Here is a 16249-nt window from a genome sequence, read left to right on the forward strand (position 1 = left end):
GAATAATATTTTGTAACTGAATGTGCCACTGAGTATTGAAGCAGAAACAATACTCAGACAGTTTTTGCAATTCTGACGATGAACTGAGCCAGAATGAGCTCGCCAATCAGTATTCTGCTTCCCGATGCGCTATTTCAATTTCTTCAGACAGAATACGAATGCCTTCTTCGATTTTTTCCTCATCAGGGATATAGTTTATGCGCATACATTGGTGGGCATGGGGCCAATCATGCTCCAGTCCCGGAAAGAAAAAATGACCCGGGACCATCAATACCTTCCGTTTTTTCAAGCGTTGATAAAGTACCTCTGTTGTAATTGGCAGATTTTTGAACCAGAGCCAGAGGAATATCGCCCCTTCCGGTTTATGGATAAGGCAGCGATCTTCCGACATATGGCGGCGGATAATCTCAATTACGCGGTTTACCCGTTTTTTATAAAACGGTTGGATGACATTCTGCGATAAGCGGAACAGGTCATCACGTCGAATCATCTCTAGTGCAATAGCCGGCCCGACACCCCCCGGGGCCAGACTGATAATGCCATTCATGTTACTGACAGCATTGATGATTTTTTCATTGGCAATGATGATCCCACAGCGAGAACCCGGCAGGCCAAGTTTGGATAAACTCATGCACAGAATAATGTTCGGGTTCCATAGCGGGGTTGCTTCGCTGAAGATAATACCGGGGAAGGGGACGCCGTAAGCATTATCGATCAGCAACGGAATATTATGCTGCTGGGCTAACCCGTCTAAGCGCAGTAATTCTTCGTCAGTGATAACATTGCCTGTTGGGTTAGTCGGTCGGGAGACACAAATCAGGTTGATATCTTCAGAAATGTTCAGGTGATCAAAATCAACGTGATATTTGAATTGCCCGTTGGGCAGCAGTTCGATTGTCGGCTTATTGGCAACAAAAAGTCCTTCATCCAGCCCCGAATCTGAGTAGCCGATATATTCCGGGGCAAGAGGAAACAGAACGCGCTTAATTGAACCATCCTCAGTACGGCCCGCCAACAAGTTGAACAGATAGAAAAAAGCACTTTGGCTGCCATTGGTCAGGGCAATATTTTGTGGTTGGATCTCCCAACCCAGCTTTTCCCGCAATTCTTGGGCCAGTGCGTTGATTAACGTATTTTTCCCTTGGGGACCATCATAATTGCAGAGGGTTTCGTTCAACTGGCCGCTTAACGTCATATCAGTCAATATCTGCTGGAAATAATCATCCATTTCAGGAATATGTGCAGGATTACCGCCACCAAGCATAATCGCACCAGGTGTTCTCAGGCCTTGGTTGAGATCATTCATCAGGCGGGTAATGCCTGAATCTTTTGTAAACTTGTTTCCGAACTGCGAGAATTTCATAACGATATTTACGTCTGTTTTTGGGATGGGAATAAAATACAATACTCCGCCCATTATTAGGGTGCAATGGGGAATAATCGGAATTCTATATTTTTATATATCGCATAGTGATTTCTTTGCGAGTTTTAAAACTGGATATTTCAAACCTGACTAGCTTTATATTTTAACGTGATATTTTTTTTATTTTTATGCACTAATTTTTTATTTATTCAATGCGCTACAAAACCTTGTTATTAATAGGGTATTAACGGCGGCATAAACAGCTGACAAGATGGTCGTTGACCAAGCCGGATGCTTGCATAAAAGCATAACAAGTGGTGCTGCCAATAAACTTAATCCCCTGTTTTTTTAGTGCGGAGGAAAGCGCATCAGAGGTAGCTGTCTGAGCAGGAACATCTGTCCGTGTTTTCCAATGGTTAATTTGAGGGGTGTTATCCACAAAGCGCCAGATAAATGTACTGAAATCTTCACCTTGTTCCATCATTCGCAAATAAGCACGGGCATTATGAATAATGGCATTTATTTTGGCCCGATTACGCACAATAGCGGGTTCTTTCATCAGTTTTTCAACATCAGCTTCATCCATTTGGGCTATTTTAACGGGATCGAATTGATAAAAACATTTTCTGTACCCTTCGCGTTTCTTCAGGATAGTGAGCCATGACAAGCCAGCCTGCTGCCCTTCCAGGCAAATCAGCTCAAACAGCTTTTGGCTGTCTTTTAATGGCCTTCCCCACTCATGGTCATGATAGGCCTGATACTCCGGATCGGATGTGACCCAAGCGCAACGCGTTATTTCTTTATTCATGAAGCGATCCTTCTCCGCAGATAACGATGAATAATTACACTAATTTTAACTGTATAAATATACAAGTAAAGGAACTTGAATAAGATTTTTTTATACTGCGGCAAAATTGAGGGGAGATCAGTGCTGTATATCTTACGGTCAAAGGGTATACTGGCCTCTTTCGTTTAATTCTTATGTATCGCGTGCGGATTCAACATGCAAAAGTTTGATACCAAAACCTTTCAAGGGCTCATCCTGACATTACAGGATTACTGGGCGCGTCAAGGCTGTACCATTGTCCAACCACTGGATATGGAAGTCGGCGCGGGAACCTCTCATCCTATAACCTGCTTGCGAGCTTTAGGGCCTGAGCCCATTGCAGCGGCTTATGTGCAACCTTCTCGTCGTCCGACTGACGGTCGTTATGGCGAAAACCCAAACCGCCTCCAGCACTATTACCAATTTCAGGTCATCATCAAGCCATCTCCGGATAACATTCAGGAGCTGTACCTTGGTTCCTTGAAAGAGTTAGGGCTTGATCCTACCGTTCACGATATCCGTTTTGTTGAAGATAACTGGGAAAACCCGACATTGGGTGCCTGGGGACTGGGCTGGGAAGTTTGGCTGAATGGCATGGAAGTGACTCAGTTCACTTATTTCCAGCAGGTTGGCGGACTTGAGTGCAAGCCGGTAACCGGCGAGATCACTTACGGCCTGGAACGTCTTGCGATGTACATTCAAGGTGTGGACAGCGTTTACGATCTGGTATGGAGCGATGGCCCGCTGGGTAAAACCACGTATGGTGATATTTATCACCAGAATGAAGTTGAGCAGTCCACTTATAACTTCGAGCACGCCGATGTCGATTTCTTGTTCACCTGTTTTGAACAATATGAAAAAGAAGCACAGGAGCTGCTGGCACTGGAAGTTCCTCTGCCACTGCCAGCTTACGAACGTATTCTGAAAGCGGGCCATACTTTCAACTTGCTGGATGCCCGTAAAGCGATTTCCGTGACTGAACGTCAGCGTTATATCCTGCGTATCCGCACCCTGACCAAATCAGTTGCTGAAGCTTATTATGCCTCCCGCGAGGCGCTTGGCTTCCCTATGTGTAACAAGACTATAAATAAGGACTGAGAGGCCATCATGACTCAACAGACTTTCCTTGTGGAAATCGGCACAGAAGAGTTGCCACCAAAGGCGTTGCGCTCGCTGGCGGAATCCTTCGCGGCTAATTTTGAAGCGGAATTGAACAACGCTAATCTGGGTCATGGTGAAGTCACCTGGTTTGCTGCTCCTCGTCGTTTGGCGTTGAAAGTGACAAATCTGGCGGCGGCACAGGCAGATCGTGAAGTGGAAAAACGGGGTCCTGCCATTGCTCAGGCATTTGATGCCGAAGGCAAACCGACCAAAGCGGCGGAAGGCTGGGCACGGGGTTGCGGTATTACCGTCTCTCAGGCTGAGCGCATGGTCACGGACAAAGGCGAGTGGCTGCTCTATCGTGCTCAGGTCAAAGGCCGTGCAGCAAAAGAACTGCTGGCTGATATGGTGAGCAGCTCTCTGGGGAAATTGCCCATTCCTAAATTAATGCGCTGGGGTGATAAAGAAACCCAATTTGTCCGCCCTGTGCATACAGTGACTTTGCTGCTGGGTAGTGAAGTGATTGATGGCGGAATTCTGGGTGTTAAATCGGATCGCGTTATCCGTGGTCACCGTTTTATGGGTGAGGCCGAATTCACCATTGAGAATGCTGAACAGTATCCGGCCATTTTGCAGGAGCGTGGCCGTGTTATCGCGGATTATGAAGCGCGTAAAGCGACTATCAAACATGATGCAGAACAGGCTGCCGCACAGCTTGGTGGTGTGGCTGATCTGAATGACAGCTTGTTGGAAGAAGTGACCTCTCTGGTGGAATATCCTGTCGTTCTGACAGCGAAATTCGAAGAAAAATTCCTTGATGTTCCTGCCGAAGCACTGGTTTATACCATGAAAGGCGACCAAAAATATTTCCCTGTTTACGATAAGTCAGGAAAATTGATGGCGAACTTTATTTTCGTCAGCAATATCGAATCTTCTGATCCACAGCAAATTATTTCCGGTAACGAAAAAGTGGTGCGTCCGCGTTTGGCAGATGCGGAATTCTTCTTCAAAACAGACCGCAAACAGCGTCTGGAAGATAATTTGCCACGTTTGGAAACCGTTCTGTTCCAGAAACAGCTGGGTACACTGCGCGATAAAACAGACCGCATTCAGGCCCTGTCTGGCTGGATTGCGGAACAAATCGGCGCAGATGTGGAACATGCGGCTCGCGCGGGCCTGTTGTCCAAATGTGACCTGATGACCAACATGGTGTTTGAATTCACCGATACGCAGGGTGTCATGGGTATGCACTATGCCCGTCACGATGGTGAGGCCGAAGATGTGGCGTTGGCATTGAACGAACAGTACCAGCCACGCTTCTCGGGGGATGAATTGCCATCAACCGGCGTTTCCTGTGCTGTCGCCATTGCCGATAAAATGGATACATTGGCAGGGATCTTCGGGATTGGCCAACATCCGAAAGGGGATAAAGACCCGTTTGCGCTACGCCGTGCGGCATTGGGTATTCTGCGTATCATCGTTGAGAAAAAACTGCCCCTTGATCTCCAGACTCTGGTAGAGGAAGCGGTTCGTTTATACGGTGACAAGCTGACCAATGAGAAAGCCGTGGATGATGTGGTTGAGTTTATGCTTGGCCGTTTCCGTGCCTGGTATCAGGAGCTGGGTTACAGCGTTGATACTATTCAGGCTGTACTGGCACGCCGCCCGACTCAACCCGCTGATTTTGATGCCCGCATGAAAGCGGTAACGCATTTCCGTACTCTGGATGAGGCCGTTTCTCTGGCTGCGGCGAATAAGCGTGTTTCCAACATTCTGGCAAAATCAGAAGAAAAACTGAATGACAGCGTTCAGGCTTCCGTCCTGAAAGCGGCAGAAGAGATCCAACTGGCAACGCACCTGGTTGTGTTGAAGGAAAAACTGACCCCTCTGTTTGCTGAAGGCAACTATCAGGATGCACTGGTTGAACTGGCTTCCCTGCGTGAAGTTGTGGATGCGTTCTTCGACAATGTGATGGTGATGGATGAAGACCACGAAGTGAGAATCAACCGCCTGACACTATTAAGTGAACTACGTGACTTGTTCTTGCGTGTCGCGGATATTTCATTGCTTCAGTAAGCATTATCCGGAGTAAGCATTATTCGGAGTAAGCATTAACCGGCGAATGTCATTTGACTGTTTGCCGTAGAACCGCTCGCTTAACAGTGAGCGGTTTTTTTTGCGTTAAATCAGGAAGGATTCCCTGTTCTTTCGCGTTGTCGCTGGTTGGCGGCACTCACTTTTCCCGGTTACCGTTTTTATGCAACGGGAATTAATGAGAGGTTTTTGATTCTCATTGGCTATCAGATTTTGTCTGGCAAACTGCCGCAGTAAACAGTACATCCGTAGAAGAGTTTAATGCTGTTTCAACGGAATCCTGCAAAACACCGATAATCATGCCAATCGCAACAACTTGCATGGATATTTCATTTGAAATACCAAACATGCTGCATCCCACCGGGATTAACAGTAAAGAACCGCCGACAACGCCAGAAGCCCCACACGCAGCAATTGCGGAGATAACACTCAGTAAAAATATTGTTGGAAGGTCAACATTGATACCCAAAGTATTCACGGTAGCGAGTGTTAATACCGTGATTGTGACTGCCGCCCCCCCTGCGTTGATAATCGCCCCCAAGGGGATGGAGATAGAATAAGTATCTTCGTTTAAATTCATCCGGCGGCATATTGCCATATTAATGGGAATATTCGCTGTAGAACTGCGGGTAAAAAATGCCGTTATGGCACTCTCCCGTAAACAAACAAGGACAAGCGGGTAAGGGTTGCGACGAATTTTTAAATAAACAATCAATGGATTAACGACGAAAGCAACAAAAAACATGCAGCCAATTAACACGGATAGTAAGTGCGCATAACTTAATAAGGCATCGAAACCTGTTGTTGCTATAGTTGAAGATACCAGACCGAAAATTCCAATGGGAGAAAAACGAATAATGACACGAATAACTTGTGTTACTGCCCCTGCCATATCCTGAAGGGCTAATTTTGTTGATGTCTTGCTGTAACGCAGGGAAATTCCCAAAATGACTGCCCATGTCAGAATACCGATGTAGTTGGCATTTTGAAGGGCGCTAATAGGGTTTGTCACCATATTCATCAGTACGCCTTGCAAGACGTCGAGAATATTCTCCGGGGAGGGGAGGTGTACTTCACTGACGACTAAACGCAATGTTGAAGGGAACATCATGCTGCCGACAACAGCGACACAGGCAGCAAGAAAGGTGCCAATAAAGTAGAGTGATATAATCGGGCTGATATCAGTTTTTTGTCCTATTTTATGATTGGCAATTGAGGACATGACAAGGATTAACACTAATGCAGGGGCGGTGGCTTTCAGGGCACCAATAAAAAACGTGCCAAGCAAACTGACAGATTTTGCGGCATTGGGAAATAACCCTGCCATCAGTATCCCGGCGATTAATCCAATAATAATTTGTGTAACCTGATTTCCCTGAGCAATGTATTGAAAAAATCTTTTTTGTTTTCTTTTCATCATTATTATTTTCATTTTGTGAATTAATTAATTTATTTGTGTTTTGGTTTAAAATAAAAGAAAGGCCATAAAATAAGAAACGCAATTAATTTACCATTTACAAGTTATGGGAATAACTTTAAATTAACGCATGTGTGACCTAAACGGCAATTTTTCCATTGAATTTTTTGGCACCATGCAGATGCAGGCATCCTGCGGTTTTAGGCGCTATCCATTGGAAAATATCTTCGGTAATATCAAGGCCAATGATTTTATCATTACTGAAATATGAGCTTAGTAACTAAATAGAATCAATAATATTGATTCTATAGTTTGTTCACTTATCGTCAGGGCTATTTGTTTTCGGGCAATGTCACAATTTCTTTTATAAGTATTGTGCTTTCTTGGGGTTTGGTTCATAAATTTAATATCTTTATTTTTTTAGTCAGCTTGTCGTCATGGTTAATTTAAATTCACTGCATACAATAAAATAGGAAACGGGTTATGTCTTCATGTAACAAACTTTTTATTATCGTTGATGCTTATGGTCCGGGCCGGTACTTTCGCCACTATCTTCAGGAGCAGGGTTACCTTTGTGTCCATTTGCTCAGTACATTACAACCGTTACCGCGTCTGACACTTTCTGAACTGGAACATTACGATGGAACTCTAATTCACGGTGGTGATTTCACTGCCACGGTGAAAAATATTGAAAACCTGCTGCGGGACTTAGATGCCGAATTATGTGAAGTTCTACCCGGCGTTGAGCCTGGGGTGCTTATGGCTGATAAGCTCAGCCACCATTTTAAATTGCACAGCAACGGGATTGAAAAAAGTCTGGCGAGACGTGATAAGAATGCGATGGCTGATGTACTGTCCGCTGCTGGAATACCTATCCCGAGCTATTGCCGGGTGGAGAGTCTGCAAGAAGCACAAGCCTTTGCCCGCAGTCAGGAATGGCCAATCGTACTTAAACCATTAGACAGTGCCGGTACTAATGGTGTGCATTTTTGTCATTCTGAGCAGGAATTGGCTGATGCATTCCATCAGGTGATGGGGGCTGAAAATAATATGGGAACAATAAACCAGTCGGTATTGCTCCAAAGCTTCCTTCAGGGCAAAGAATATATGGTTAATACGGTGAGCCATGATGGCCAGCACTATATGGCGGATATTTGGTATGCAGACAAAACGCGTATTGAGGGATATGCACAGATTTACAATAAGAACCATCTGGTAGAGAGTCAAAGTGAAGAATATACGTTGCTGCGAGATTATGTTTTTCAGGTACTGGATGCCTTGGGCATTAAATACGGCCCAGCCCATGCTGAAGTGATTATTACGCCAAGTGGTCCAAAGCTGGTGGAGATCGCTTCGCGTATCAGTGGGGTTGTTGATCCATTATATAATCAGGTTTGTCTGGGTCATGACCAAATCACGCTGACGTTAGAAAGCTATTTGGAACCACAAAAGTTTCTACAGCACATTGGGCAGCACTACCACATTAAAAAACGAGGATTACAGATTATGCTTTCATCCCGCAAGGCGGGAAAGATCACAGCTCTCGATTTCCCCGCTCAATTGGATAAAATCTCCAGTGTGGTTAACTACAATCTTAAGCCCAAGGTTGGTGATATGTTAGTCAAAACGTTTGACCTCAGTAGTTCACCCGGAATGGTGAATTTAGCAGCTGACGATGAATCGACCTTATTGGCGGATTATCAGCTTATTCAACAATTATTCGAAGAACACGTTCAAGTTGCCTGATACTTTTTCATCCCGTGTTGTGCTAGCGCTGGATTGATAATGCTTTTGGCTGCTTGGTGAGCATTTTAATATAGTCCTCATTCCTTGTGCGGCATTATTCTAATTCTGTTTTTTTATCACTTCACGGGTATGTTTTAATTTCTAACCATTATATTAATTTTACATTTATAGTTATATTGATAAAATATATCGCATTGGAATAATAAGATGATTTCAATTTTATTCGTGGGTAAAAACAGGAATGATTGAAATATGCTGTTGCTGTTTCCTTTAATCTACTCATTTAATTAGATGGCAATCTAAGTGCGCAGCAGATTAATAATGAATTAACAACAGCACAATCGTAAATAACCGGAGGGTTACCTTTTTATAAAAAGGATAATCACTTTACAGCGTTAATTAGGAAAAAATCCATTCATCCTTACCAAATAGCCGGCGTGAAAACAGGCCTTTCTGTTGGTTCTGCTGAATGAAACGATCTGATTCAATGATTTGTAACGCTTCCGGTGAATAATCGATGTTCATGATGTAATTCAGCCAAGGCTCTTCTCCCATTGAGTAAACATAGGCATGTTTGGCGTTAATATGTTCGATAAGTGCAGTCGCTTTGGCGCAATCGGAGCCGGACAATGTGCGGGTGCGAGTCGCTTCTTTGTCGTAGTCGCGGGTAATCAGAGGCCCATATAACCAATGGATTGGCCCGCCGTCACATTCCATACCGATAAATACAACCTCAATATCACCCAATGAACGAAATGCGCGGCGGTAGACATCACCATCGAAATTGTTGAGATCTGCGCCTGCGAAGTAAGAACGACCATGGAGGCGCACGTTGTAAACCAGCTTAGTTTGGATATCTAACTCAGCATGTTCACCAATGAACGGAATGGCTGTGATTTCGCCTCCTGGCAGTGGAATTTGATCCATCTCTTCCAGTTCAATTACGTTTTTAAAGTTGAGTTGTTCCAGAATGCGCTTCAAGGAAGGATCAGCAAGTTCACCCCGGTCATTACGCGGTACGACAATGTGTTTTACGCGATGGCGAATTTTGAGCAGCGTTTCAATGGAAAAGTGATCCTGATGGGCATGGGTAATGAGTACATAGTCAATCTGCTCCGGTAAGTCACTGTAAGTAAAACGTTCAATATCGGAAGGGTAATCGTAGCTGATAAGTGGATCGATGAGTATTGATGTATCTTTGCTTTCTATCAACAGGCAGGCATGACCATAATAGCGTACCCGGACACCATCACCGTCATAGCTCTGATTGCGCGTAGCAATGGGCTGGGTACTGAAGAATTTCAGCAAAGAATCCAGCTGGGCCGGTGCCAATTGCAGTTGCTCCATCAACAGTTGCTGGTCAATGCCAACATAAGTAGAGCGCTGAATATCATCAATGATGGATGAGGCGAATGGCAACTTCACAACCAGATTTTTATCGGTTTGCAGCACGGGTGTCCCAAGGATGAATGGGCGTTGATCAGAGTTAATTTGTGAGAAAGCAATCGATTGTGGCTCCGTGGAATAATAATCCTGCCACACCAGCGACTCATAAAATTTTAATCCGGGCTGGAAATTTAAATTGTAGACTAACTCGATCAGGCCTTTTATTGCCGGTTGCAGTGAATCATACAGAGGTTCCAGCGTTTTACCCGCGGGTTCAAGCACTTGCAGGGAAGCATCTTCAATGCCTTCTGCCAGTGCGATCAGATCCTGACATTCATCCAATGTTTTGTTGAGGAGCTTTTCTACGTCTTTGACAAAAGTGCCATCCAATTGCACTACTGGGCCTCCTTCAAACTTTTGGTTTTTAACCTTGGGTTTGTTGCCAGCTTCAATAAAGCGTTTCATGACGCGTAAATGGCGGTTCTTGATATGCATGGATGCAGTCAGTGGACTCATCAGATGGGACCAGGCGTGCCAGTTCCACAGTAGGGGTTCGAGAATGGTATTAGGTTTCAGATATAATTTCGACGACATTGCAGTATCCATCCTTAATCAGTAGTAAAAAATATCGTAAAGAAAATCTGTTGCACCTGCCTACTTAACATATAGAGATAGGTAGCCGGCAAAGAGCGCGGGCATACCTGTCGTGTAGCGAGTTAAACCTTTTTCATGGCCCAGTACGTGCCCACAGAGACTAACAGCCAAGTCATCATGGTGGCGCTGATCGTTGCTTGTGAAAGTATGCTGGCATTGCCATACAACTGCATGAGCACAACCAACACCGGCATTAACGGAGAGACAATTGCCACTCTGAGCGGGTCGAGCGTTTTCAGGGCCAGCTGTATCAATACCATCGGTATTATCACAAAGATTAAGGTCGTTTGCAGGATGGACAAGGCCAGATCCTGATTGAGCACGACCTTGTGAGTGGAGAAACCAATAATCCCGGAAAGGATGATGGTGAGATAAAAGCGAAGACACATGACATCCACAATACCAAAACCATTTACCATGATTTTTTTAGTCAGGATATTGTTCACCGAAGTCGCAATACCGGAAAGATAACAACACATTAACGACAGCGCAATTTGCAGGGGCGGTGTGCCGGCGATAATGCCTTCACCATACCAAGCCCGAATGCTGAGAAAGACAATAATAAGAAACAGTGCCAGGCTGATACCCAGTAATTTGACCGATAACACTTGTTTCTGGAACAAACGGGAAATCACCGCTGTCGCAATCGGATTGATCCCGAGGGTGAGTGTCGCGACCAACGTTGGCTGGAGATAAGTGAGCGGGTAGATCAATAATCCCCAACTGACGAAACTGCTGGCATTGAGGCCCAGTACTGGGCCAATAACGCATTTTTCTCGGATACGGCGCCACAGCGCACCAATATGGCGGATATTCCAGGATACAAAAACCACAGTCGTCAGGGAAAAGGTAAAAAAGCAGACAATGAAAGGACTCAGGCGTTGACTCACTTCACTAGTCAGTAACATTGAAAAGGCGGTGATAAAGCACCAACTATAAGCAGCAATGTAACCGAGATACTGACGCATAATATTTCCTTTAATGGAGGAACGGAGGTTATGCTATTACCCTATTTTTCATCATTGGCTTATCACGCACGGCCGAGAAGGATATTTAGCATCCGTCGCAGTGGCTCTGCCGCTCCCCAAAGTAGCTGGTCACCCACGGTGAATACGGAATAGATAGGCTCATTGTTAAGTGACATTTTTTTGTAACGGCCTATGCCAACTTTGAGTGAACCACTGATGGCGGCAGGGGTTAACTTGCTAACGCTGTCTTCCTTATTGTTTGGAACATAATTCACCCACGGATGCGCATCTTGCACTAAGCTGGCAAACTCTTGCTCACTCACTTCACGTTTCAGTTTCATTGTAATGGCAGCGCTGTGGCAGCGTATGACCCCAACGCGAACGCACAGACCGTTAACAGGGATAGTACCGGGCTGTAGCCCCAGGATTTTGTTGGTTTCCACTTCACCTTTCCATTCTTCCCGGCTGTTTCCATCACCGAGATCGCTATCTATCCAAGGAATGATGCTACCCATTAATGGAGCGCCCAAGGCGTCAGTTGGTATTTCCGAACCGCCGATCAATGTGCTGACTTTTTTCACCAACGGCAGTATTGGTGATTTACTGGTGAGTTCTTCCGCACTAAGGTGCTGGCTGACGTAAGCACTCTGGGTGATTAATTCACGTACTTGTTTGGCCCCTGCACCCGAAGCGGATTGATAGGTCATCAGGCTCATCCATTCAATCAAATCGGCTTTGATTAATCCTGCGAGGCCGATTAAGCTCAGGGTAATAGAACAGTTCCCCCCCACGAACAGCTTGAGGCCATCATTGATCGCTTTGTCGATTTGAGTACGATTGACCGGATCAAGGATAATGCAAGAATCTTTATCCATACGCAGCGCCGAGGCGGCGTCAATCCAATAGCCTTGCCAGCCACTCTCCTTCAACGCTGGGTAAATCGCTTTGGTGTAATCGCCACCCTGACAGGTAATGATGATATCCATTTCTGCCAACGCTTGAATATCATTGGCATCCTTTAACTGATAAGTGATGCCATTAATGGTTGGCCCGATAGCACCCACGCTGGACGTACTGTAAAAATGCGGGGCAATGCCCTGGAAATCATTTTCTTCCAACATGCGTTCCAGCAAGACTGAACCCACCATTCCCCGCCAACCGACTAAGCCTACTTGTTTCATATTCATCAACCTATATTTAAGTTAGACATTGTTAATAACTTGCACCGAATTTGTTATACATCACCGCCCGATTGAAGTCATCAAAGATCGGGCGGTGTTATTTAACGAAAACAAATTCCAATATATTAATTATAACAATGTTAATTAAATCAACGGATCATGCAGGTTGCATCTAAGCGGTGACTAATTCGTCCACGGATAACATCGCAATAGAAAGTAAAGTAAGACGTTTCTACGACTTGCAACTCTTGTTTAATTAATTCATTAAGCTTGCCTACATTGCACATAGGCACACCCTGATGAAAATGGTGCGCAGTATGGGTATGGTTACCATTTACGTACCAGGCGATGAGCTTGTTGGTGCGGATTGTCCGGGTATTTCCCAGTACATCTGGTTCAGTCTGAGTATTCAGGCCATAGTGTTCCGGCATTTCAATCATGAAATGTGCACCTTCAGCAATCACGAGTGTGGGTATCCACCAAGCCAGTGCGAACAGCCAGGTTTGGAAATACACTGAAGCGATGACACTCAAGAAGAATATAACGGCATAGATCATATACTCATGCTTGATTTGGCCCTGAGTTTCTTCTTTGTTGACTCCTGAAATGGGCTTACCCGTAAATGCAGCACCCAGGATACTAAACACTCGGCGATAACGGTTGAGGTCGAAAAAAGCGATGGTAAAACCTTTTATAGAATCCAGATTATTAAAGCGGTAATCAAAGTGTTCCTGATTGCGCTCCGTGCCGAGATAGGCATGATGGCGCAAATGGTCGTAACGGTAGTGTGAATGAGAGCTGAACATGAATAATCCCGCTAACACACCGAAAAAGCGATTGAGTTTGGCTGATTTGAACGCGTGGAAATGCAGGCACTCATGTTGCAGTTCAATGAGATGGGCATAGATCAATCCGCTGACTAGCATGCCGGCAAGTGCCGCTAATATGGAGACGGGGGTTGCCGGTGTATTGAGTGCATACCAGATACCGAACCAACTCAGCGCAATCAGTGCAAAAGCGAAGAGCATTTTACCGAGAAATACCGCAGGCTTTTTGACGAAATATTCTCGTGGTAAGCTGCGGCGTAAGTCGTTGCCTTTAATCGGAGCCAATTGGACGTCAGTACTACCTTCCAGATCGCCCGCAAGTAAATCAGGCACAAGGGAATCTTTAGAGTTCATGTTGCTTCCTTAAATGAAAAGTAATGTTAACCAAAGAGATTTACAACCAACAACTCTGCATTTAGCCCATGGGAGGCCATTGCAAGGAAATATCCTTGCATCGGATTAACTTGTTATGTTCTATCGTGTTGGGAAGTTCAGAACGGTTTCAAATTAACGGTAGATCGCGTTCGTTTTGTGTCATTTGTTCCAGAGTTTGTCGTTCACGTATGATGTGGTAAGCCCCTTTGCTTACGCGGCACACTTCTGCTGCTTCTGGGTAGGAATTGAAGTTCTTCACACTCATGCTGGCGGCATAACCACCTGTACGTTCAACGACCAAGTAGTCATTGATTTCAGCGCGAGCCAGAAGAACTGGCGTAAAATCTTCGGTATTACCAGCAACTGGCGTCAGACTGTCACCAGCGATGCAGCAATGTCCGCAGACCATCTGTTCATCTATATCGTTGGTTTCTAGTGTGCCGTCATGCTTTACGACGACGAGAGGATGCAGTGCGCCGTAGTAGGAAGGCCGCATAATTTCGGTCAGTCCTCCATCAATCTTGATAAAACGGTAACCGTTGTCTCCGGTATTGACGACGTCAATGACACGGGTGATCAACGATCCTGACAAGGCCATGGAAAAAGTGCCCGGCTCGACTTCCAGATGTAACTTGCGGCCTGTTTCTCGTTGGAATTGCTCCAGCGAAGCACTTACACGACTGCCCATGGCATGATGATCGTAATGAGGGTCACTATTGAGTGCGGTGATTTTGTAACCACCTCCTAAGTTCAGATGAGTCACACTCGGCACTTTGGCGCACAGTTCCAATGCACGGTTTACGGTTTTTTCCAATACCGCTGAATCATGCCCTGAGCCAATATGCAGATGAACCCGTTTGATGGTGAGAGAATAGTGTTTGGCCAAAGTAATCGCTTCATCAAACTGTTCGAACCACAGACCAAAACTTGAGTGGTTACCCCCACTGGTGAGTTTTTTCACCAATCCGGAACCAAAACCCGGGTTAATACGTATTGAGACTTGAGTGTTGGGGAATTTTTCGCCATAGGTTTTCAGCTGTTGCAGTGAACCGGCATCAAATTCCATTCCTGCCTTACACAGTGTTTCCCAGCCTTCTGAAATTTCCTGGGCAGTAATGAGAATTTTGTTTGCATCAATACCTGCGTTGATGCAGCGGCGGGCTTCCCAGACAGAGCTCACGTCAAACGAGGCACCCAATTTATTGAACTGAGCCAAAATAGCCCGTGTTGGGTTTGCTTTGACGGAATAACGCACGGTCAAGCCGTATGGGTTTGGGATCTGGCAGAAATAATCATAATGTTTTTTGATAGTTGGCAGATCATACACAAACAGAGGAGTCCCATACTTCTCGACTAAATGAGGAATTTCATCAGGTTCCAGAAATTTCAATGTTTCAATATTATTCACAATGTTTTCCTTAGATTAACATTTTTAGACAATAGAGAGTCATTACCTACATCCATACTGATGGCAGGCCTAAAGTGGAAACCTTAATACTCGGATTTGTTGTTTTTGTGTTAAATAAATGCTCTATGGTTGTTTAATTTTTGTTTGATGATTGTTGATATTATCTGTTTATTTTGTTTTTAGAAGATGATTAATGCTAATAATTTATATCCCATAAGTATCATTTCTTATGCTTGTGAACTCAGGGTGATACCATCAGTGAATATTCAAATATTTTTACTTTTATTGAAATGAAGTGATTGCATTCATCGGATTTTATTTAGTGCATTAAAAGGTTTTTTTCTTAAATAAACTTAAATATCATAATATTGAGTTTTTCTGACATCAGGTTTAAGTTTGGGTAATATCTGACAATGTCGGTTTAAATATAAATTTTTTTAATTTAATTTCAGGTGGTGGCAACAAAGTCGTGGCAATAAAGTCGTGGTAACAATGCAATGAGGGTGTGTGCCTGAAATAGTTGGCGGTTTTTATTGTTGGTGGTGATGATTTTTAGTTCATAAAGGGATGCCATAACCGGTGTCATGGTTGTATTTTCATCAATTAAACACTTATCTTTAAAAAGGTATTGACGGGTCAGGGGACAGGCAGTAAGATGCGCTTCGTTTTCGGCGAGTAGCGCAGCTTGGTAGCGCAACTGGTTTGGGACCAGTGGGTCGGAGGTTCGAATCCTCTCTCGCCGACCAGCATTCTGAAACCCCGCTCATATGAGCGGGTTTTTTTATATACTCATCTTTCCACCTGTTCTTTTCTCCCTTCACTAAATCATCTAAGGCTATTCGACATTCAATGCTGAGTGAAATATTCAAGGTGCAACCTCCTCATGCAACCTGTATCAGTAAG

The 16249-nt window shown here is 44.6% G+C and carries 12 protein-coding genes and 1 tRNA gene; 4 read left to right on the plus strand and 9 right to left on the minus strand.

Features of this window, described 5'->3' with window-relative positions; all coding sequences use genetic code 11:
• Positions 1-106 precede the first annotated feature (106 nt).
• Complete coding sequence (locus tag Xsze_RS05380; RefSeq protein ID WP_038241152.1) at positions 107-1363, minus strand: valine--pyruvate transaminase; 1257 nt, start codon at positions 1361-1363, stop codon at positions 107-109.
• Positions 1364-1607: 244 nt separating this feature from the next.
• Positions 1608-2171 carry a DNA-3-methyladenine glycosylase I gene (locus Xsze_RS05385; protein ID WP_038241048.1) on the minus strand — a complete coding sequence of 188 codons (564 nt, stop codon included), beginning with the start codon at positions 2169-2171 and terminating at the stop codon, positions 1608-1610.
• 195 nt (positions 2172-2366) lie between these two features.
• On the opposite strand from Xsze_RS05385, the gene glyQ reads away from it, so the two are divergent.
• Together glyQ and glyS are read left to right on the plus strand one after the other, a co-directional pair.
• The gene (gene glyQ / locus Xsze_RS05390; protein WP_038241049.1) at positions 2367-3287 is read left to right on the plus strand and encodes a glycine--tRNA ligase subunit alpha; all 921 of its coding nucleotides are present in this window, start codon (positions 2367-2369) and stop codon (positions 3285-3287) included.
• A 9-nt stretch (positions 3288-3296) separates the two neighbouring features.
• The gene (glyS, locus tag Xsze_RS05395; protein ID WP_038241050.1) at positions 3297-5366 is read left to right on the plus strand and encodes a glycine--tRNA ligase subunit beta; all 2070 of its coding nucleotides are present in this window, start codon (positions 3297-3299) and stop codon (positions 5364-5366) included.
• Between the two features lie 214 nt (positions 5367-5580).
• On the opposite strand, the gene sstT is transcribed toward glyS, so the two are convergent.
• Complete coding sequence (sstT, locus tag Xsze_RS05400) at positions 5581-6801, minus strand: serine/threonine transporter SstT (protein WP_038241153.1); 1221 nt, start codon at positions 6799-6801, stop codon at positions 5581-5583.
• A 483-nt stretch (positions 6802-7284) separates the two neighbouring features.
• Between sstT and Xsze_RS05405 the strand changes: the two genes are divergently transcribed.
• Positions 7285-8547, plus strand: a complete 1263-nt coding sequence (locus tag Xsze_RS05405; protein ID WP_038241051.1) for an ATP-grasp domain-containing protein — start codon at positions 7285-7287, stop codon at positions 8545-8547.
• A gap of 399 nt (positions 8548-8946) precedes the next feature.
• On the opposite strand, the gene Xsze_RS05410 is transcribed toward Xsze_RS05405, so the two are convergent.
• From Xsze_RS05410 to Xsze_RS05435, 6 genes are all read right to left on the minus strand, one after another.
• Positions 8947-10527, minus strand: a complete 1581-nt coding sequence (locus tag Xsze_RS05410; protein WP_038241052.1) for an MBL fold metallo-hydrolase — start codon at positions 10525-10527, stop codon at positions 8947-8949.
• Between the two features lie 122 nt (positions 10528-10649).
• Entirely contained in the window at positions 10650-11555 is a 906-nt protein-coding gene (locus tag Xsze_RS05415) for a hypothetical protein (RefSeq protein ID WP_038241056.1), read from the minus strand.
• Between the two features lie 62 nt (positions 11556-11617).
• Positions 11618-12736, minus strand: a complete 1119-nt coding sequence (gene asd / locus Xsze_RS05420) for an aspartate-semialdehyde dehydrogenase (protein ID WP_038241059.1) — start codon at positions 12734-12736, stop codon at positions 11618-11620.
• Positions 12737-12885: 149 nt separating this feature from the next.
• Complete coding sequence (locus Xsze_RS05425) at positions 12886-13917, minus strand: fatty acid desaturase family protein (RefSeq protein ID WP_051462543.1); 1032 nt, start codon at positions 13915-13917, stop codon at positions 12886-12888.
• 148 nt (positions 13918-14065) lie between these two features.
• A complete protein-coding gene (locus Xsze_RS05430) occupies positions 14066-15346 on the minus strand; it encodes a type III PLP-dependent enzyme domain-containing protein (RefSeq protein WP_038241060.1) in 1281 nt (426 codons plus the stop codon).
• Positions 15347-15794: 448 nt separating this feature from the next.
• Positions 15795-16043 (minus strand): hypothetical protein, encoded by a 249-nt coding sequence (locus Xsze_RS05435; RefSeq protein WP_071991837.1) that lies wholly within the window; start codon positions 16041-16043, stop codon positions 15795-15797.
• Between Xsze_RS05435 and Xsze_RS05440 the strand changes: the two genes are divergently transcribed.
• A tRNA-Pro gene (locus Xsze_RS05440) sits at positions 16016-16092 on the plus strand. The two genes, Xsze_RS05435 and Xsze_RS05440, sit on opposite strands and share 28 nt — an antisense overlap.
• Positions 16093-16249 lie beyond the last annotated feature (157 nt).

This window comes from Xenorhabdus szentirmaii DSM 16338 (assembly GCF_002632585.1).
Taxonomy (GTDB): Bacteria; Pseudomonadota; Gammaproteobacteria; order Enterobacterales; family Enterobacteriaceae; genus Xenorhabdus; species Xenorhabdus szentirmaii.

Bases quoted from the DNA above. Each gene is read 5' to 3' on its own strand.
- Xsze_RS05380 (WP_038241152.1), bottom strand. From the start codon at position 1,363: ATGAAATTCTCGCAGTTCGGAAACAAGTTTACAAAAGATTCAGGCATT.
- Xsze_RS05385 (WP_038241048.1), bottom strand. From the start codon at position 2,171: ATGAATAAAGAAATAACGCGTTGCGCTTGGGTCACATCCGATCCGGAG.
- glyQ (WP_038241049.1), top strand. From the start codon at position 2,367: ATGCAAAAGTTTGATACCAAAACCTTTCAAGGGCTCATCCTGACATTA.
- glyS (WP_038241050.1), top strand. From the start codon at position 3,297: ATGACTCAACAGACTTTCCTTGTGGAAATCGGCACAGAAGAGTTGCCA.
- sstT (WP_038241153.1), bottom strand. From the start codon at position 6,801: ATGAAAAGAAAACAAAAAAGATTTTTTCAATACATTGCTCAGGGAAAT.
- Xsze_RS05405 (WP_038241051.1), top strand. From the start codon at position 7,285: ATGTCTTCATGTAACAAACTTTTTATTATCGTTGATGCTTATGGTCCG.
- Xsze_RS05410 (WP_038241052.1), bottom strand. From the start codon at position 10,527: ATGTCGTCGAAATTATATCTGAAACCTAATACCATTCTCGAACCCCTA.
- Xsze_RS05415 (WP_038241056.1), bottom strand. From the start codon at position 11,555: ATGCGTCAGTATCTCGGTTACATTGCTGCTTATAGTTGGTGCTTTATC.
- asd (WP_038241059.1), bottom strand. From the start codon at position 12,736: ATGAAACAAGTAGGCTTAGTCGGTTGGCGGGGAATGGTGGGTTCAGTC.
- Xsze_RS05425 (WP_051462543.1), bottom strand. From the start codon at position 13,917: ATGAACTCTAAAGATTCCCTTGTGCCTGATTTACTTGCGGGCGATCTG.